The organism is Cellulosimicrobium sp. ES-005, assembly GCF_040448685.1.
GTDB lineage: Bacteria > Actinomycetota > Actinomycetes > Actinomycetales > Cellulomonadaceae > Cellulosimicrobium > Cellulosimicrobium cellulans_G.
In genome coordinates, this window is the sequence record NZ_CP159290.1 from 1,767,672 (window position 1) to 1,786,851 (window position 19,180).

Here is a 19,180-nt window from a genome sequence, read left to right on the forward strand (position 1 = left end):
TCAGGTGGGGGAGGTCGGCCGGGCGAGCCGGTCGACCTCCCGCACCACGACGTCGACGAGCGTCGGGTCGCCGAGCGGGAGGAAGTGGCCCGCGAGGGGCAGCTCGACGTTGCGCGCGCCCTCGAGCCGCCCCGTCTCGGGGATGTGCGGGTCGAAGCGCGGGTAGACGGCCGTGATCCGCGCGTCCACGCGGCGCTCCGCGGCGAGCGCGAGCAGCGCCGCGTCCCGCGGCGAGAAGGCCCGCAGCGTGCGGCCCAGGAGATAGCGCGCGTACGTCGAGCCGTTGAACGGCGTCGCGACCGCCACCATGCCGACGACGCGCGAGCCGGCGGGGGACAGCATGACGCTCTTGCCCACGAGCCCGCCCTTGCTGTGCGCGACGAGGACGACGCCGTGCAGGTCGGCCTCCGCGAGGAACGCCGCGGTGCGGTCGGCGGCGTCGGCGAAGGGGCGCCGGTTGTACCCGAGCCCCGGCACGGCGTGCACCGGGTGCCCGGCCCGCACCAGCGCCGTCGCGACGGACGCGAGGAGCTGCCACGTCTCGTAGACGCCGGGCAGCAGCACGACGGGATCGCGCCCGCCCGGGCCGTCCGGGACGGGGCGCCGTGGCCGCAGGGCGCCCGCGACCTGGCGCGCCGCGACGTACGCGTAGTCCGCCGCGCGGTCACGCAGCCGCAGCCTCCCGGCCCGCCGCGGCGTGGTCACGCGAGGCCGCCGGCGTCGAGGACGGCCGCGACGACCGCTTCCGGGTCGGCGTCCATCGCGTGGTGCCGCCCGCGGACCTCGCCAGACGTGCCGTGCGGCGCGGCGGCCGCGAGCTCGCGGACCCACGCGCGGGGGGCGACCGGGTCGTGCGCGCCGCGCAGCACGACGACCCGACCCGGCACCTGCGGGAGGACCTCCTCGAGGCGGTGCCGTAGCATGCTCCGCACCTGCCGCGCGTAGTACGGCAGCGAGCAGCGCAGCACGTAGTCGACCGCGAGCGTCGCGAGCGCGCGCGGACGCTCGCCGACCGCGTCGCGGGCGAGCCGCAGCGCCTGGCGTGGCACGGTCCGAGCCCGCCGGTCCGCCGTCGGGCCGATCAGCACCCCGGCGGGCGCCTCGAGCGGGTGGTCGGCCATCGCCTGGCCCACGACCTGGGCGCCCATCGAGTGGCCGACGAGCACGACGGCGGACGGCGGACCGGCCGGGGCGTCGAGGACGAACCGGCGCACGTAGCCCGCGACGACGGCCGCGTGCTCCTCGATCGGCACGTCGCGTCGCGCGCGCGGGGCGGCGCCGAAGCCCGGCAGGTCGATCGCGTGCACGGCGACGCCCGGCCCCGGCCCGGGACGCAGGAGCGCGCGTCGCACGGGGTCGAACGCTCGCGCGGACGACCCGACGCCGTGGACGAGCACCACGGCGAGCGTCGGAGCGGGCTCGCCCGACGCGTGCGCCGTCGCCCGCAGGCCGCCGACCACGAAGCGCACCTCGGCGGCGTCGGGCGTCGTCCGGGACGAGGCGCGCGCGGTCATCGCACCAGCATGCGGGCCCGGCCGGGGTCGCGCGCGGGATCGCTCGCCGGGAGGGTCACTCGAGCGGGCTCGACGGGTCGCCCGACGCGGGCTCGGCCGGCGCGGCCCGCGACCCGAGCGCGTCGTCCTGCATCTGCTCCGCCTCCACGACGCCGAGCTCGTCGAGGAGGAAGAGGAACGCGCGCGCGTACGGGTTGTCGTCGACCCGTGCGCGAACCTCCGGCCAGTCGATCTGCTCGCGCATCGCGCGCGCGACCGGCAGGAGGCGCGAGAAGTCGCAGTAGTGCTCGCCCACGACGCGCAGCTTCGACGTCATGATCTCGGTCGCGGACAGCACGGGCATGCGGACCGCGAGCACCTCGATCTCATCGGTGCGCGCGAGGAGGTCGTCGTCGATCGGCTCGCCGACCATCCGGTAGAGGACGTCGATGAGCTCCCCGCCGTGGTGGGCCTTGAAGAGCCAGTTCTCCGTCGGCTCCGTGATCTCGAGCCCTGCGGCCCGCAGCACCTCGCGCGCGCGGTCGACGTCGACCTCGCGGATCGCGAAGTCGGCGTCGTGGCTCGGCTCCGGCGCGCCGCGCGCCCACGCGGCGTACCCGCCGACGAGGGCGTGGGGGATGTCGGCCTCGGCGAGCGCCGCGGCGGTCATGCGGAGGCCGTCGTGCAGCGCGTCCCTGTCGTCCACCATGCCCAGGGTCTACACCACCCCCGGTGCGCTGGCACGTCGCCGCGCGTGCCCGGTCGGGCGAGGGGCGCCGGTGCGCGTGCGACCCGGAGCAGGCGTACCCAGAATCGGGAGGGTGCGCCTCGCGACGTTCAACATCCTGCACGGACGGTCGCTCGTCGACGACCGGGTCGACGTCGACCGCTTCGCCGGCGCCGTCCGCGACCTCGACGCGGACGTCCTCGCGCTCCAGGAGGTGGACCGGGACCAGCCGCGCTCGCACCGCGCGGACCTCACGGCGGTCGCGGCGGAGGCGGCGGGCGCCGTCGAGCACCGGTTCGTCGCCACGCTGGTCGGCGAGCCGGGCGTGTGGACCGCGCCGACCGGCGAGCACCAGCCGGGCCGGGCCGCCTACGGGATCGCCGTCGTGAGCAGGTACCCCGTCGCCGGCTGGCGCACCGTCCTCCTGCCCGCTCCTCGCACGCGCGTCCCGGTCCGGTTCCCCGGGAGCCGGCTGCCGACGCTCGTGCGCGACGAGCCGCGCGCGGCGCTCGTGGCACGGGTCGAGGCCCCCGGCGGTCCCCTGACCGTCGCGTGCACGCACCTGACCTTCGTCCCCGGGCGCAACCTGACCCAGCTCGTGCGGCTGACCCGGTCGCTCGTCGCCGAGGCCCCCGACGGCGAACCGGTCGTGCTGCTCGGCGACCTCAACGTCGACGCGCCCCAGGCGGCCCGGACGAGCGGGTGGCGCCCGCTGGCGTCGGCCGCGACGTTCCCGGTCGGCGAGCCCGCGCGTCAGCTCGACCACGTGCTCGCCCACGGGGCGGTCCGCGCGACGGAGCCCGCGGTGGCGGTCGACACGGGCCTGTCCGACCACCGCGCGCTGGTCGTCCCCGTGGCTCTGGGCGGGGAGCACCACGCCTCCCCGACGAGATCGCACGCGGCGGACGAGGACCATGCGCCCCCGACGGCGGGTGCGGGGGACCGGTACCGCCGCACCGACGGCCGAGGGCTGGCGCGCGGTCCCTCGTGAACCGCGTCACACGGGCGGCAGGGTCTGGTTCGGACCCGGCGGCATAGATTAGCCTCACCTATGTGAGTGGAACCTCAGTTGTCCCGAGCCCGGCCGGAGCGCCCGGCGCCCCGGCCCTCGCCGGGCACGACCTGCGGCTGTCCTACGACGCGCGCACGGTGGTCCACGGCGCCGCGCTGGAGCTCGCGCCCGGAGCCGTCACGGCGCTGATCGGTCCCAACGGCTCGGGCAAGTCGACGCTCCTGCGCTCGCTCGCGCGCCTGCACCGCCCCGACGCCGGGACGGTCGCGCTCGACGACGCGCCCGACGCGCTCGCGCTGCACCCCAAGGACTTCGCGCGGCGGGTGACGCTCCTGTCCCAGAGCCGGCCCACGCCGTCGGGCGTGAGCGTGCGCGACGTCGTCGCGTACGGGCGCCACCCCTACCGCGGCCGGTTCCGCGCCAACGACCCCGACGGCCCGCGCGCGATCGCGCACGCCATGGACGTCACGGGCATCACGACGATGGCCGACCGCGGCGTCGACGAGCTCTCCGGCGGCGAGCTGCAGCGCGTGTGGCTCGCGACGTGCCTCGCGCAGGACACGCGGGTGCTCCTGCTCGACGAGCCGACGACGTACCTCGACCTGCGCTACCAGGTCGAGCTGCTCGACCTCGTGCGCGACCTCGCGACCGAGCACGGCGTGGCCGTCGGCGTCGTGCTGCACGACCTCAACCAGGCGGCCGCGGTCGCCGACCGCGTCGTCCTGCTCCACTCGGGCGTCGTGCGCGCCACCGGGCCCGCCGACGAGGTCCTCACGTCCGAGCTCCTCACCGAGGTCTACGGCATCCACGTCGACGTCTACACGCACCCCCTCACGGGGCGCACGTGCTGCGAGCCGCTCGGGCGGCACGCCGCGCGGCTCGACGCGGCCGTCCTCGTCTGACCTCCGCACCACCCCGACGTACCACCCCACGACGAACCCCGCACCGACCCACCGCCCGGCCCCGACGCGCGCCCACCGGCCCGCCCGACGGAGCACGGACCGGGCACCGACCGACCCCGAAGGACACCCATGCGCTCGACCACCCGTTCCCTCGCCGCGGGCGCCCTCGCGCTCGCCACGGCGCTCGCGCTCACCGCGTGCGGCACGACCGAGGACCCCGCGGCCGCCGACGGCGACGCCGACGCGACGACGGACGCCGCGTCCGGCCCCGTCACCGTCACCGACGAGCGCGGCGAGGTCACGCTCGACGCCCCGGCGACCGACATCGTCTCGCTCGAGTGGGGTCTCACGGAGAACCTCGTCGCGCTCGGCATCGAGCCCGTCGGGCAGGCGGACGTCGAGGGCTACAACACGTGGGACACCGTCGCGCCGATCGACGCGAGCACGCCCGACGTCGGCACGCGCGGCGAGCCCAGCCTCGACGCGATCTCCGCGCTCGAGCCGGACCTCGTCGTGACGACGACCGACCTGCCGGAGAACGTCATCGCGCAGATCGAGGAGGTCGCGCCGGTGCTCGCGCTGCGCGGCTCCGACGGCGAGGACCCGATCGGCTACATGCGCTCCACGGTGGAGACGCTCGGCACCGTGACCGGTCGCGAGGACGAGGCGGCCGCCGCGCTCGAGACCTACGACGCGAAGATCGCCGACGCCACGGCGGCGCTCGACGAGGCCGGGCTCGCCGGCGCCGACTTCACGATGGCGGACGGCTGGGTCACCAACGGTGCCGTCTCCGTCCGCATGTACACGCCGGGCTCGTTCTTCGGCGCGATCGGCGAGGAGATCGGGCTCGTCAACGCGTGGACCGAGGGCGGGGACCCCGACTACGGGCTCGCCCAGACCGACGTCGAGGGCCTGACCCAGCTCGGCGACGTGCAGTTCCTCTACGTCGCGAGCGACTCCGAGGCCGACCCGTTCACGGACGGCCTCGCCGGCAACGCGGTGTGGGAGCAGCTCCCGTTCGTCACGGCCGGGAACGTGCACCGCCTCCCCGACGGCATCTGGATGTTCGGCGGCCCGCTGTCCGCGGCGGCCTACGCCGACGCGGTCGTCGAGGCGCTCACCGCGGCCTGACACCGGTCCGCACCACCACCGGGCGCGGGCGCGCCCGGGACGACGAGAAGGCTGACGAGAACCACAGTGCTGACGAGGACATCGTGACGCGGCCGGAGCAGCGCACGACGGCGGAGCCGGACACCCTCCTCCTGGAGGACCCGGCTCCGGCCGTCGTCCCCGGGCCGGACGGCACCGGCGACGCGGGCGCGGGGGACGGCGCGCCCGCGGGCCCGACGGTGACCGCGCCCCGCGTGCGGACGTCGCGCCTCGGGATCGTGGGGGTGTTCGTCGCAGCGGTCGTGGTCGCGGCGGTGCTCGCCGCCGTGCACCTCACCCAGGGCACGGCCGACGTCGGCCCGCTGGACCTGCTGCGCCTGGCGACCGGGGGCGACGGCGTCGACCAGACGGTCGCCGTCCTCGTCGCCTCGCGCGTGCCCCGGCTGCTCGCGGGCCTCCTGCTGGGCGTCGCGCTCGGCGTCGCCGGTGCGGTGCTCCAGTCGGTCGCGCGCAACCCGCTCGCGTCGCCCGACACGCTCGCGGTCAACGCGGGCGCGTACCTGACGGTCGTGGTCGTCGCCGCGTTCGGCATCTCGATCCCGTTCTACCTCCAGGGCGGCCTCGCGTTCCTCGGTGGGCTCGCCGCGGCCGGGCTCGTGCTCGTCCTCGCGCGCGGCGGCGCCGACGGCCCGACGCGCCTCGTGCTCGCCGGGTCGGCGATCATGCTCGCGCTGCACTCGCTGACGATGGTCCTCCTCGTGCTGTACGAGCAGGAGACGATGGGCCTGTTCGCGTGGGGGAGCGGGTCCATCGTCCAGTCGGGCACGCGCACGGTCTCGCTGGCGACGCCCGTCGTCGTGGTGGGCGTGCTCGCCGCCCTGCTCCTCTCGCGCCGTCTCGACCTCCTCGGGCTCGGGGACGACGCCGCGACCGTGCTCGGCGTCGACGTGCGCCGCACACGCGTCCTGTCCGTCCTCGTCGCGGTGCTCCTCGCCTCGATCGCGGTCACCGTCGCCGGGCCGGTCGGCTTCGTCGGTCTCGCGGCGCCCGTCGTCGCGCGGCTCGTCGCGCGTCGCGTGCCAGGGCTCGGCCGGCACGTGCTGCTCCTGCCGTTCGCGGCGATCGTCGGCGTGATCGTGGTCCTCGGCGCCGACGTCCTGCTCCGCCTGCTGCTGCCGGGCATGCTGTCCATCGCCGTGCCGACCGGCATCGTGACGACCGTCCTCGGCGCGGTCCTGCTCATCTGGCTCGCGCGGCGCCTGCGCGACTCCGGGCCGGCGTCGTCGCGCGGCGCGCACGGCGCGCTGAGCCGCCCGCGCTCGCGGCGGGCCGTGCTCGTGGTCGTCGCCGTGCTGGCGCTCGCCGTCGCCGCGGCCGCCGTCGCAGGCATGCTGCTCGGGGACCGGGTGGTGCTGCTGGGCGACGTGGCGAACTGGTGGAACGGCCTCTCCGGGCGCCACGTGACGTTCGTCCTCGACCAGCGCTTCCCGCGCGTCCTCGCCGCGCTCCTGGCCGGCGCGGCGCTCGCGCTCGCCGGCACGATCGTGCAGGCCGTGTGCCGCAACCCGCTCGCCGAGCCGAGCCTGCTCGGCGTCACGTCGGGCGCCGGGCTCGGTGCCGTGACGATGATCCTCCTCGTCCCCGGCGTCGGGATCTGGCCCATGTCCGCCGCCGCGGCGATCGGGGCGTTCGCGGTGTTCGGCCTCGTCTACGGGCTGTCCTACCGCGGCGGGCTCAGCTCGGACCGGCTCGTGCTCATCGGCATCGGCGCCCAGGCCGGGGTCATGGCGCTCATCACGCTGCTCGTGGTCGTCGTCGCGCCGTGGGACGTGAACCTCGCGCTCACGTGGCTCTCGGGCTCGACGTACGGGCGCACGCTCGAGCAGCTCATCCCGGTCGCGTTCGCGCTGCTCGTGCTCACGCCGCTCACGGCGGTCTACCGCCGCGACCTCGACGTCCTGGCGCTCGACGACGACACCCCGCGCGTCCTCGGCGTCGCGCTCGACCGCACGCGCCTGCTCCTCCTCGCGGCCGCCGCGCTGCTCACGGCCGCCGCGGTGTGCGCCATCGGGGCGCTCGCGTTCGTGGGCCTCGTCGCGCCGCACGCCGCGCGGGCGCTGGTCGGTGCGCGGCACGGCCGGGTCGTCCCCGTCGCGATGCTGCTCGGCGCCCTCCTCGTGTCCGTCGCGGACACGCTCGGGCGCGTCGTCATCGCCCCCGAGCAGATCCCCGCGGGCCTCGGGACGGCGCTCCTGGGCGCGCCGTACTTCGTCTACCTGCTGTGGCGCAGCCGCGGCCGGGGAGCGTGACGCGTCTCACCCTGCGGGGGCGGGATCCGAGGCTCGGACGGGTTGACCCCGGCGAGGGTGCGTAGGTTAGCCTCACCTGTGTGAGCCAGACCGTCGTCGCACCCCGCACCCGAGCCCGTCGCCCCGTCGCCCGGGCGACCGCGCCGTGGCGCTTCTTCGACGTCGAGGTGGCCCGCGTCGAGCAGGTCTCGCCCAGCTTCCGCCGGTTCACGTTCACCGGCCCGGAACTCGACCTCTTCGGCGACCCCGGCCTCGACGTGCGGATCAAGTTCGTCCTTCCCGCGCCCGACGGCGGCTACGAGCACCTCGTGCGCGACGCCGAGTCCTGGTACGCCGCGTGGCGCGACCAGCCCGAGGAGCGCCGCAACCCGCTGCGCACCTACACGACCGTCGCGGTGCGCCCCGAGGCGCGCGAGGTCGACGTCGACGTCGTGCTGCACGGCGACGCCGGTCCCGCCTCGCGCTGGGCGCTCGCCGCGGAGGTCGGCACGCCGCTCGTCCTGCTCGGCCCGGACGCGACGTTCGACGGCCCTGCCGGCGGCATCGAGTTCCGCCCGCCGACGCGCCCCCACGCGCTCCTGCTCGCGGGCGACGAGACAGCGCTGCCCGCGATCGCCGCGATCTGCGAGGACCTGCCCGCCGACGCGTGGGGCGAGGTCTACGTCGAGGTGCCGCACGGGGGCGACGCGCGCGACCTCGTCACGCCGCCCGGGGTGCGCGTGACGTTCCTCGCGCGCGACGACGTCCCCGGCGGTCCGCACGACGCGCACGGCGCGCGCCTCGTGCCCGCCGTCCAGGAGGCCGCCGCGCGCATCCTCGGCGCGGGCGTCCTCGGGACCGACCCGCCCGCCCAGTGCCGCACCGCCGAGGACCTCGAGGACGTCGACGTCGACGCGTCGATCCTCTGGGAGGTCCCCGGCCTGCTCGAGGAGGACACGGTCCTGTACGCGTGGCTCGCGGGCGAGGCGAGCGCGATCAAGACCCTGCGCCGCCACCTCGTGACCGACCTCGGCGTCGACCGCCGCGCGGTCGCGTTCATGGGCTACTGGCGCGAGGGCCGCGCCGAGAGCTGACGCGCTCCACGAGACGCGAGAAGTGGCCCCTCACCGAGCGCGGTGAGGGGCCACTTCTCACATCTCGGCCGGTGGTCGTGGCCGCACGGGCCGGGCCACCGCCCGTCGACGGCGGGAACGGAAAAGGAGGCCCAGCGGCCTCCCTCTCCAAGGTATAGCGCACGGGGGGTCTTGCGGCAAGGGCCCCCTGGGGGCGCAGAATCTCCGTTCGTGCGTGGGCCGTCGTCGGTCCGCGCCGTCCCGCTCGACCTCGGACCGGAGCTGATGACGTTGCCCGACGCCCCCGTGACCGCCGACCGCACGACCGACCCGACCGCCCGTCCGACCCCGGGCGCCGCCCAGACCTTCGATCTCCCCGAGCGGCTCGCCGCGAAGGCCGACCCCGCGCTCGTCGACGCCGACGAGCGGCACTTCGCCGCGATCGCGGCGAGCCTCGAGCACGCCGTCGCGGACCTCGCGCAGCGCCTCGACGCGGCGCGCCGCGCGCCCGGCGGGAGCGGGACCGAGGCGCTCGAGCGCGACCAGGAGATCCACCGGCTCAGCGGCCGGCTCCGGCTGCTCCAGCGCTACGGCGTCGACCTGTGCCTGGGCCGCATGACGTTCGCCGACGGCTCCGCCCCGGTCTACGTCGGGCGCGTGGGCCTCACGGACCCGGCGGGGGAGCGGCTGCTCGTGGACTGGCGCTCGCCCGCCGCGGAGCCGTACTTCGCCGCGACGCCCGCGCACCCGCTCGGCCTCGCGGCGCGGCGCCGCTACCGGTGGACGCGCGGTCGCGTCACGGACTACTGGGACGAGGAGCTCGTGCCCGACGGCGCGGGGTCGGGCGCGGCGCTCGACGACCAGTCGGCGTTCGTCGCGAGCCTCGGCGCGAGCCGCTCGCCGCGCATGCGCGACGTGCTCGGCACGATCCAGGCCGACCAGGACGCGATCGTGCGCGCGGGCTCGCGGGGAGCGCTCGTCGTCGACGGCGGCCCCGGCACGGGCAAGACGGTCGTGGCGCTGCACCGCGCCGCCTACCTGCTCTACGCCGACCCCCAGGTGGGCGGCGGGCACGGGGGCGTGCTCGTCGTCGGGCCGAGCCGCCCGTACCTCTCCTACGTCGCCGACGTGCTGCCCGGCCTCGGCGAGGAGGGCGTCCAGACGTGCACGCTGCGCGACCTCGTCCCCGAGGGCGCGACGGCGCGCGAGGAGCCCGACCCCGAGGTGGCCCGGCTCAAGGCGTCCGCCGCGCTCGTCGCGGCGATCGAGCCGGCCGTGCGCTTCTCCGAGCGGCCGCCCACCGAGGGCATGGAGGTCGAGACGCCGTGGGCCGACGTCTGGCTCTCCACCGCCGACTGGGCGGAGGCGTTCGAGTCCTCGGACCCCGGCACCCCGCACAACGAGGGGCGCGACGACGTCTGGGGCGCGCTCGTGGAGATCCTCGTCGACAAGGCGGTGGGCGAGGTCCCGGACCTCGACGCCGACGACGTGCGCCGCGCGCTGCGGGGCCATCGCGGGCTCGGCGCCGCGTTCGACCGCGCGTGGCCGCTCGTCGAGGCCACCGACCTCGTGGCCGACCTGTGGTCGGTGCCCGCCTACCTGCGGCTGTGCGCGCCGTCGCTCACGCCCGAGGAGGTGCGCGCGCTCCAGCGCGCGGACGCGCACGCCTGGACGACGGCGGACCTGCCGCTGCTCGACGCCGCGCGGCAGCGCCTGGGCGACCCGGAGGCGTCGCGCCGCCGGCGCCGCAACGAGGCCGCCGCGGCGGCGGAGCGGGCCCGCATGGACGACGTCGTCGACCACCTCGTCGCGTCCGACGACAGCGAGCTCCTGGTCATGACGATGCTCAAGGGTCAGGACCTGCGCGACGCGCTCGTCGACGAGGGGGCGATGGTCACGGCCACGCCCGACCGGCTCGCCGGTCCGTTCGCGCACGTCGTCGTCGACGAGGCGCAGGAGCTCACCGACGCCGAGTGGCAGATGGTGCTCAGCCGCTGCCCGTCGCGCAGCGTCACGGTGGTCGGCGACCGGGCGCAGGCCCGCCACGGGTTCGCGGAGGGATGGCGCGAGCGGCTTCGGCGCGTCGGGTTCGACCGGGTCGCGGAGGCGTCGCTGAGCGTCAACTACCGCACGCCGCAGGAGGTCATGGCGGCGGCGGAGCCCGTCATCCGGGCGGCGCTCCCGGACGCCAACGTCCCGACGTCGGTGCGCAGCACGGGCGTGCCGGTCGCCCACGGGGCGGTCGCGGACCTCGACGGGATCCTCGACGCGTGGCTCGCCGAGCACGCCGAGGGCACGGCCTGCGTGATCGGCGGCGCGGGGTCCGTCGCGGCGTCGACCGAGTCGGTCGCGGCGCGGCTCGGCGAGGACGGGGCGTCGCGCGTGCGGGTGCTCACGCCCGAGACGGCGAAGGGCCTCGAGTTCGACCTCGTCGTCCTCGTGGACCCGCAGGCGTTCGGCGACGGCGTCGAGGGCGCGGTCGACCGCTATGTCGCGATGACGCGCGCGACGCAGCGGCTCGTCGTCCTGGATCGCTGACGATCTCCCGCCGAACACGACATGGAGGTCGCCAAGGAGCCTATGGCGACCTCCATGTCGTGCTCGGCGGGTTGGGTGGGTCAGGCGACCGGGACGGCCAGGTCCTCGACGATCTCGACGCCGGGAAGGCGGCCCAGCAGGTCGCCGGGAAGCAGCAGCTTCGAGCGCCGCACGCCGCTGCCGACCAGGGCGAGCGCCCCGTCGGTCACGACGCGCGAGTCGACGAGCACGCGCCACCCGGCGGGCAGCCCGACGGGCGTGATGCCGCCGTACTCCATGCCGGACTCGGCCGTCGCGCGGTCGGTCGGCAGGAACGACGCCTTGCGCACGTCGAGCAGCTTGCGGATGCGGGTGTTGACGTCGGCGCGCGTGTGCGCGCGCACCACGGCAGCGGCGACGCGCTCGTCGCCCGCCCGCGCGCCGCCGACGACGACGCAGTTCGCCGACGCCTCGACGGGCAGGTCGAACGCGGCGTTGAGCGTCGCGGTGTCGGCGAGGTCGGGGTCGATCTCCGTCACGGCGACGAGCGTCGCGACGTCCGGGTCGGCGTCGGCCCACCGGCGCAGCGCGTCGGCGGTCACGGGGGCGACGAGGTCGAGGTGGTCGAGGGCCGGCTCCCAGGTGAGAGAGCCGAGCGTGGGCAGGGTCGTCGGGGCGTCCATGGGTCCTTCGGCTGTCGGGCGGGTGGCGAGCGGGTGGTCCGGGTCAGTCCGCGGCGCGGTACGTGACCGTGAGCGTCGCACGGGCCAGCGTGCGGAACAAGGCGTTGAAGGCGACGGCGGTCGGCGTCGCGTCCGGGCCGAGACCGGCGGCGTCGGCGAGGGAGTCGACGTCGAGGGCGTGCACGGCGAACACGTACCGGTGCGGGCGGTCCCCGGCGGGCGGTGCGGCGCCCGTGTAGCCGGGGGCGCCGCCGTCGTGCCGGACGTGGAACGCGCCGGCGGGCAGCCCGGAGCCGTCCGTCGCCCCGGCGCCCGCGGGCAGCGACGTCACGGACGAGGGGACGTCGGCGACGGTCCAGTGCCAGAACCCCGCGGGCGTCGGGGCGTCGGGGTCGAAGCAGCTCACGACGAACGAGCGCGTGCTCTCCGGGAAGCCCGACCACGCGAGAGCCGGGGACCGGTTCTCGCCCTCGGCGGCGAACGCCCGGGGGAGCGGCTCGCCGTCGGAGAGGTCGGTGCTCGTCAGCGCGAAGGACGGCACGGCGGGCAGGAGGGAGTAGGGGTCGGGGGCCTGGGGTCGGGAGTCGAGGTTCACGTCGGCCATGGACCCATCGTGCCGAACCGGCCGCACCGTGGCACGCCCGCCGGATCAGGTTCAGGTAGAGGTCGAAGGTCGGGGCGAACCTTCGAGGAGAGGTCGAGGGTTTGCCCGGGCATCCGGGACGAAGCCGACGGCTCTCACCTGCGGAGTTGACACCCCGCAGCGTCGGTCGTTCACTGGAAGTGTTCGAACGTCTGTTCGAACGAAGGGTGGGTGCAGAACGACGCCCCCAGCAGTCGACGCGCGGTGCGCGTCCCGTCCGAGCAGCATCCCGGGAGGCGAGATGACCCTTCTCGCCGACCCCGCCGAACGGGCGGGGGCACCAGGCCCGACGGCTGCGGCCGTCGACAAGGCCGAGCGCGCCCGCGCCGTCCTGCGCCGTGCGGAGGAGCGTACGGGCGTCCGCCGACACCGTCCCGTCGTCGCCCCCGCAGCCCCGGAACCGCGCACCGCCTCCGCCGCACCGGCCGTCGTCCCGCGCGCCGGGACTGCTCTCCTCGCCGAGGTCGCCCCGCTCGCGGACGCCGCCGTGTCGCCGGTCGTGCGACCCGCCCCCGCGCTGCCCGACCCTCCGGCGCGCTCCCGCGGCCGCCGCGTCGCGATGCGGGACACGAACCGGGACGCGATCCCGGACGAGCGGGTGTGGCCGGTGCACGACGCGCTCGCGCCGCTCCTCCCGCTCGGCGCCCTGCAGCGCGGCACCGTGCTGGCGGTGCGCGGCTCGACGAGTCTCCTGCTCGCGCTCGTCGCGCGGCCGTCGCGGGCCGGGGCGTGGACCGCCGCCGTCGGGTTCCCCGCGGTCGGGCTGCTCGCGGCCGCCGACGCCGGCGCCGACCTCGACCGCGTCGTGCTCGTCCCGCGGCCCGGCCCGGACGCGGCGCTCGCGATCTCGGCGCTCGTCGACGGCCTGGACGTCGTGGTCGTCGGGCCCGACGCCGCCCTCACCGACCCCGACCGACGGCGCCTGGCCGCGCGGGCGCGCGAGCGCGGGGCGCTGCTCGTCGCCGCGGGGACGTGGCCGGGCGCGCACGTCGCGCTCACCGTGACGGGCGGCGGCTGGTCCGGGGCGGACCGCGGGGCGGGCTGGCTGCGCCGTCGCACCCTCGTCGTCGAGCGCGCGGGCCGCGGGGGAGCCGCGCGCCCCGCGCGGCTCGAGGTCGAGCTCCCGCTCGTCCACGAGGACTGGCCCGCGTTCCTCGCCGAGGACGCCCGCGGCACCCGGCCCGCGGCCGGGGCCGGCGCCACCGTGGCCGAGACCGCCGTGACCGCCCACGAGACTGCCCGGGCCGACGACCCCGACCGGCCCTCCCGGCTCCGGCTCGTCGGATGACCACGAGCCCGACCCGCACGGCGGCCCTGTGGGTGCCGGACTGGCCGGTGCTCGCGGCGATGGCGGTGCGCGACGTCCCCGCGCACGTCCCCGCCGCGACGCACGACGGCCGCCGCGTCGTCGCCGTCTCCGCGACCGCGCGCGCCCAGGGCGTGCGCCGGGGTATGCGCCGCCGTCGGGCCCGCGAGTGCTGCCCCGAGCTCGAGCTGCTCGACGTCGACGACGCGCGCGACGCCCGCGAGTTCGAGCCCGTGGCGCTCGCGGCCGAGACCGTCGTCGCGGGGCTGGAGATCACCCGGCCCGGCCTGCTGCTCCTGCCCGCCGCCGGGGCGAGCCGGTACCACGGGTCGGACGCCGCGCTCGCGGAGGCGCTCGTCGCGCGCGTCGCCGAGCGCACCGGCCACGAGAGCCAGGTGGGCGTCGCCGACGGCATCCTCGCCGCCGTGCTCGCCGCGCGGGACGCCGCCGTCGTCCCGCCCGGCCGCTCCGCCGCGTTCCTCGCGCCCCGGCCGGCGCGCGACCTCGTGCACGTCACCGCCCGGCCGGACGCCGCCGTCGCGGTCGACGAGCTCGTGGACCTCCTGGGCCGGCTCGGCGTGCGCACCCTCGGGGCGCTCGCGGCCCTGCCGCCCGCGACCGTCGAGGGGCGCTTCGGCGACCTCGGCGCGTGGGCGCACCGGCTCGCGCGCGGCGAGGACCTGCGCCCGCCCGCGCGGCGCCGCGTCGAGCCCGACGTCGCGGTGAGCGCCGAGCTCGACCCGCCCGCCGAGCGCGTCGACGTCGCGACCTTCGCCGCGCGGCGGCTCTCCGAGGACCTGCACGACCAGCTCGTCGCACGCTCGCTCGTCGCCGGGCGCCTGCGCATCACGGCGCGGACCGTCGAGGGCGACGACCTCGAGCGCACCTGGCGGCTCGACGGGCCGGGCGCGATGAGCCCGGCGCGCCTCACGGACAAGGTCCGGTGGCAGCTCGAGGGCTGGCTCACCACCACGTCCGTCCGCGCCGGGCGCACGGCCCGGGCCGGGCGTCGTGGCGGCGAGCACGGCTCGCCCGGCGGGGGCGACGTCGTCCCGGGGGTCGCGCCGCTGGCCCGCCTGTCCCTCACGGCCGAGGAGGTCGTCCCCGCGGGGGCGGAGCAGCCGCGCCTGTGGGGCGCGTCGAGCGGCGAGGACGCGCGGGCTCACCGCGCGCTCGGGCGCGTGCAGGGCATCCTCGGGGGCGACGCGGTCCTGCGCGTCCAGGTCCAGGGCGGCCGCGACGCGACCGACCGCGTGCACCTCGTGCCGTTCGGGGAGGACGTCGTGCGCCCGCGCGACCCGGCCCTGCCGTGGCCCGGCGCGCTGCCGAGCCCCGCCCCCGCGCTCGTGCCCGTCGAGCCGCAGGACGTCGTCGTGCTCGACGACGCCGGGCGGCCCGTCGTCGTCGACGCGCGCCTCGCGATGAGCGGCGAGCCCGCGACCGTGCGGTGGCCGGCCCCCGCGCCGGAGGAGGGCCCGCGCCGTGCGGCGGCGCCCCGGGGCGAGACGGCGCTGCCCGGGCCGGGGTCCGCGCGCGCCGTCGTGGACTGGGCCGGGCCGTGGCCGCTCGCCGAGCGCTGGTGGACGCCCGCGCCCCGGCGCCGCGTGCACGTGCAGGTCCTGCTCGACGACGGCCGCGGCCTGCTCCTCGCGAGCGCGCGCGGGCGGTGGACCGTGGAGGGCCTGTATGACTGACCGGACCACCGGCCCCCGCTACGCCGAGCTCCACGCGCACTCCGCGTTCAGCTTCCTCGACGGCGCGTCCCACCCCGAGGAGCTCGCCGCCGAGGGCGCGCGGCTCGGGCTGTCGGCGCTCGCGATCACCGACCACGACGGCCTGTACGGCGTCGTGCGCTTCGCCGAGGCCGCGCGCAAGGTCGGGCTCCCCACGGTCTTCGGGGCCGAGCTGCATCTTCCGGCGCCCACGGCCACGGGTGCGCCCGTGCTCGACCCGCCCACCGGCGTGCCCGACCCGCGCTCGACCCACCTGCTCGTGCTCGCGCGCGGCACGCAGGGCTACCGCAACCTGTCGCGCGCCATCGCGACCGCGCACCTCGCGACCGGGACCAAGGGGGCCGCCGACTACCGCCTCGACCAGCTCGGCGAGGAGGCCGCGGGCCAGTGGCTCGTGCTCACCGGCTGCCGCAAGGGTTCGGTGCGCCGCGCGCTCGTCACGTCCGGACGTGCCGCGGCGCGTCGCGAGCTCGACCGGCTCGTCGCCGTCTTCGGCGCCGACAACGTGGCCGTCGAGATCACCACGACCGACGACCCGCGCGACGCCGACCTGCACGCGGCGCTCGCCGACCTCGCCGCGGACGCCCGGCTGCCGCTCGTCGCGACGACCGCCGCGCACTACGCCCACCCGCGCGACGCCGACCTCGCGGGGGCGCTCGCCGCGGTGCGCGCGCGCTCGTCGCTCGACGACCTCGACGGGTGGCTGCCCGGCGCCCCGACGACCCACCTGCGCTCCGCGGCGGAGATGCTCGCGCGCCACCCCCGGCACCCGCAGGCCGTCGCGACCGCGGCCGCGCTGGGGGACGAGTGCGCGTTCGACCTGCACCTCGTCGCACCCGACCTGCCGCCCTACCCGGTGCCGGACGGGCACACCGAGGCGACCTGGCTGCGCGAGCTCGTGCGGCGCGGCGGCGAGGACCGGTACGGGCCGCGCGGCCAGGAGAAGATCACGGGCGCGTGGGCGCAGATCGACCACGAGCTGCGCGTCATCGAGGACCTGCACTTCCCGGGGTACTTCCTCGTGGTCTACGACCTCGTCGAGTTCTGCCGCAGGAACGGGATCCTCGCCCAGGGGCGCGGCTCGGCCGCGAACTCCGCGGTCTGCTACGCGCTCGGCATCACGGCCGTCGACGCGGTGAAGCACGGCCTGCTGTTCGAGCGCTTCCTCGCGCCCGAGCGCGACGGCCCGCCGGACATCGACATCGACATCGAGTCGGCGCGGCGCGAGGAGGTCATCCAGCACGTCTACGCGACGTTCGGCCGCACGCACGCCGCGCAGGTCGCGAACGTCATCTCCTACCGGCCCAAGTCGGCGGTGCGCGACGCGGCCCGGGCGCTGGGGTACGACGTCGGGCAGGCCGACGCGTGGAGCAAGTCCATCGAGCGCTGGGGGTCGCTGCGCGGCCCCGACCCGTCGTCGCCCGCGGCCGACCGCAAGGCCAAGGAGGTCGCCATCGCGACGAAGACCGCCGAGAAGGACGCCGAGAAGGCTCGCCTGTGGGGGTCGCGCGACGTGGGTTCGGCGGGGAGGGAGGCGGGGTCGTCGCGCACCGGCACCTCCCGCGCCGCCGCCTCTCGCGACGAACGTCCGCACACCGGGCGTCGTGGCGACTGGTCGCCCGACCTGAGCGGCCGGGGCGCGCGGCGACCGCGCGTCGTCGACCCGCTCGCGGTGGACGAGGGCGACGTCCTGCGCGCGGACGACACGCACGACGTCGTGCCCGCGTACCGGCCGCCGTCGGCCGCGCAGGAGGGCGAGATCCCAGACGCGGTGCTCGACCTCGCCGACCGGATGCTGCGCCTCCCGCGGCACCTGGGCATCCACTCGGGCGGCATGGTCATGTGCGACCGCCCCGTCATCGAGGTGTGCCCCGTCGAGTGGGCGCGCATGGAGGGCCGCACCGTCCTGCAGTGGGACAAGGAGGACTGCGCGGACGCGGGGCTCGTGAAGTTCGACCTCCTGGGACTCGGGATGCTCACGGCGCTGCGCATCGGGTTCGACCTGGTCGAGCGGCACGAGGGCGGCCCGCGCCTCGCGCTGCACACGCTGCCGGAGGACGACCCGGCGGTGTACGACCTGCTGTGCGCGGCCGACACCGTCGGCGTGTTCCAGGTCGAGTCGCGCGCGCAGATGGCGACGCTGCCGCGGCTGCGTCCCCGAAAGTTCTACGACATCGTCATCGAGGTCGCGCTCATCCGCCCCGGGCCCATCCAGGGCGGGTCCGTGCACCCGTACATCAACCGGGCGCGCGAGCGGGAGGAGGTGACGTTCCTGCACCCGCTGCTGGAGAAGTCGCTCGGCAAGACGCTCGGCGTGCCGCTGTTCCAGGAGCAGCTCATGCAGATGGCGATCGACGTCGCGGGCTTCTCCCCGAAGGAGTCCGACCAGCTCCGGCGCGCGATGGGGTCCAAGCGGTCCGTCGAGCGCATGGAGGAGCTGCGGGGGCGGCTCATGGACGGGATGCGGAAGAAGGGCGTCACGGACCCGGCCGTGCGCGAGGAGATCTACGACAAGCTCAAGGCGTTCGCCGACTTCGGGTTCCCCGAGTCGCACGCGTACTCGTTCGCGTTCCTCGTCTACGCGAGCTCGTGGCTCAAGGTGCACCACCCCGCCGCGTTCTACGCGGGACTGCTCGCGGCGCAGCCCATGGGGTTCTACTCGCCGCAGTCTCTCGTGGCGGACGCGCGCCGCCACGGCGTCACCGTGCTGCGCCCCGACGTCAACGCGTCCGACGCCGAGGCGACGGTCGAGCGGCTGCCCGCCGACCGTGCGGCTGCGCCCGCCGACGGTACCGACCGTCCTGGCGCCCGGACGAGCGACAGCCGCATGCTCGGCGGGGAGGTGCGGGTCGACACCGCGTTCGGGCCGGAGCCCGACCTGACGCTCGCGGTGCGGCTCGGTCTCGCGAGCGTGCGCGGGCTCGGCAAGGACGCGGCCGAGCGCGTCGTCGCGGCGCGTGGGACGCCGGGGGAGGGGCGGCCGTTCAGCGACCTGCGCGACCTCGTGCGGCGCGTCGACCTCACGACCGCCCAGCTCGAGGGGCTCGCGACCGCCGGTGCGACGGACTGCCTCGGCGTGACCCGGCGCGAGGCGCTGTGGGCGGCCGGCGCGCTCGCACAGGAGGGTCCGGGGACGCTGCCGGGCGTGAGCGTCGGCGTCGAGGCGCCGGCGCTGCCTGGCATGACCGACGTCGAGACCGCCGTCGCCGACGTGTGGGCCACGGGCGTGTCCGCCGACTCCTACCCGACGCAGTACGTGCGCGACGGCCTCACCGCGGCCGGAGTGCTCACCGTCGTGGGCGCGGTCGCGGTGTCGCGCGAGATCGAACGCGTCGACGAGGCGGAGCGCGCCGCGGGCGAGGTGCCCGGGACGCGCCCCCACCCGTCGTCGCGCGTCGCGGTGGGTGGCGTCGTCACGCACCGTCAGCGACCCGGGACGGCCGGGGGCGTGACGTTCCTGTCGCTCGAGGACGAGACGGGGATCCTCAACGTCGTGTGCTCGCCGGGGCTGTGGCAGCGGTTCCGGAAGGTCGCGCGCGGGTCCGCAGCGCTCGTCGTGCGCGGGCGGCTCGAACGGGCCGACGGCGCCACGAACCTCGTCGCGGAGCACCTCGCCCCGCTCTCCCTCCAGGTCGCGACGACGTCGCGCGACTTCCACTGACGCCGCGCCCGGGCGTGCGGTCCGACGCCCCG

Annotated in this window: 14 protein-coding genes; 9 read left to right on the forward strand and 5 right to left on the reverse strand. The window is 76.7% G+C overall.

Features of this window, described 5'->3' with window-relative positions:
- From ABRQ22_RS07680 to ABRQ22_RS07690, 3 genes are read right to left on the reverse strand one after another with little or no spacing between them, the layout of a single operon-like run.
- Nucleotides 1-705: an alpha/beta hydrolase gene (locus tag ABRQ22_RS07680; RefSeq protein ID WP_353709112.1), complete on the reverse strand. Its 705-nt coding sequence runs from the start codon at nt 703-705 to the stop codon at nt 1-3.
- Entirely contained in the window at nt 702-1,514 is an 813-nt protein-coding gene (locus ABRQ22_RS07685) for an alpha/beta fold hydrolase (RefSeq protein WP_353709113.1), read from the reverse strand. The genes ABRQ22_RS07680 and ABRQ22_RS07685 overlap by 4 nt, the downstream gene beginning before the upstream one ends.
- 55 nt (nt 1,515-1,569) lie before the next feature.
- A complete protein-coding gene (locus tag ABRQ22_RS07690; protein WP_253049910.1) occupies nt 1,570-2,202 on the reverse strand; it encodes a nucleotidyltransferase family protein in 633 nt (210 codons plus the stop codon).
- Nucleotides 2,203-2,314: 112 nt separating this feature from the next.
- Between ABRQ22_RS07690 and ABRQ22_RS07695 the strand changes: the two genes are divergently transcribed.
- From ABRQ22_RS07695 to helR, 6 genes are all read left to right on the forward strand, one after another.
- Nucleotides 2,315-3,211, forward strand: a complete 897-nt coding sequence (locus ABRQ22_RS07695) for an endonuclease/exonuclease/phosphatase family protein (protein WP_353709114.1) — start codon at nt 2,315-2,317, stop codon at nt 3,209-3,211.
- A 62-nt stretch (nt 3,212-3,273) separates the two neighbouring features.
- Nucleotides 3,274-4,134: an ABC transporter ATP-binding protein gene (locus tag ABRQ22_RS07700; RefSeq protein WP_308202249.1), complete on the forward strand. Its 861-nt coding sequence runs from the start codon at nt 3,274-3,276 to the stop codon at nt 4,132-4,134.
- A 129-nt stretch (nt 4,135-4,263) separates the two neighbouring features.
- Nucleotides 4,264-5,265, forward strand: a complete 1,002-nt coding sequence (locus tag ABRQ22_RS07705) for an iron-siderophore ABC transporter substrate-binding protein (protein WP_253049906.1) — start codon at nt 4,264-4,266, stop codon at nt 5,263-5,265.
- A gap of 83 nt (nt 5,266-5,348) precedes the next feature.
- Complete coding sequence (locus ABRQ22_RS07710; protein WP_353709115.1) at nt 5,349-7,553, forward strand: iron ABC transporter permease; 2,205 nt, start codon at nt 5,349-5,351, stop codon at nt 7,551-7,553.
- A gap of 80 nt (nt 7,554-7,633) precedes the next feature.
- Complete coding sequence (locus ABRQ22_RS07715; RefSeq protein ID WP_253049901.1) at nt 7,634-8,626, forward strand: siderophore-interacting protein; 993 nt, start codon at nt 7,634-7,636, stop codon at nt 8,624-8,626.
- Between the two features lie 210 nt (nt 8,627-8,836).
- On the forward strand, nt 8,837-11,143 hold the full coding sequence (gene helR / locus ABRQ22_RS07720; RefSeq protein WP_353709116.1) for an RNA polymerase recycling motor ATPase HelR: 2,307 nt from the start codon (nt 8,837-8,839) through the stop codon (nt 11,141-11,143).
- 80 nt (nt 11,144-11,223) lie between these two features.
- On the opposite strand, the gene ABRQ22_RS07725 is transcribed toward helR, so the two are convergent.
- Both ABRQ22_RS07725 and ABRQ22_RS07730 read right to left on the reverse strand, forming a co-directional pair.
- Entirely contained in the window at nt 11,224-11,805 is a 582-nt protein-coding gene (locus ABRQ22_RS07725) for a YbaK/EbsC family protein (protein ID WP_353709117.1), read from the reverse strand.
- A gap of 43 nt (nt 11,806-11,848) precedes the next feature.
- Nucleotides 11,849-12,400: a YbhB/YbcL family Raf kinase inhibitor-like protein gene (locus ABRQ22_RS07730; RefSeq protein ID WP_353709519.1), complete on the reverse strand. Its 552-nt coding sequence runs from the start codon at nt 12,398-12,400 to the stop codon at nt 11,849-11,851.
- A gap of 289 nt (nt 12,401-12,689) precedes the next feature.
- On the opposite strand from ABRQ22_RS07730, the gene ABRQ22_RS07735 reads away from it, so the two are divergent.
- The 3 genes from ABRQ22_RS07735 to ABRQ22_RS07745 are packed head-to-tail and all read left to right on the forward strand — an operon-like array spanning nt 12,690 to nt 19,148.
- Nucleotides 12,690-13,736, forward strand: coding sequence for a hypothetical protein (locus ABRQ22_RS07735; protein ID WP_353709118.1), 1,047 nt, complete (start codon nt 12,690-12,692; stop codon nt 13,734-13,736).
- Nucleotides 13,733-15,448, forward strand: coding sequence for a DNA polymerase Y family protein (locus tag ABRQ22_RS07740; protein WP_353709119.1), 1,716 nt, complete (start codon nt 13,733-13,735; stop codon nt 15,446-15,448). The genes ABRQ22_RS07735 and ABRQ22_RS07740 overlap by 4 nt, the downstream gene beginning before the upstream one ends.
- Nucleotides 15,441-19,148, forward strand: coding sequence for an error-prone DNA polymerase (locus ABRQ22_RS07745; protein WP_353709120.1), 3,708 nt, complete (start codon nt 15,441-15,443; stop codon nt 19,146-19,148). The genes ABRQ22_RS07740 and ABRQ22_RS07745 overlap by 8 nt, the downstream gene beginning before the upstream one ends.
- Nucleotides 19,149-19,180 lie beyond the last annotated feature (32 nt).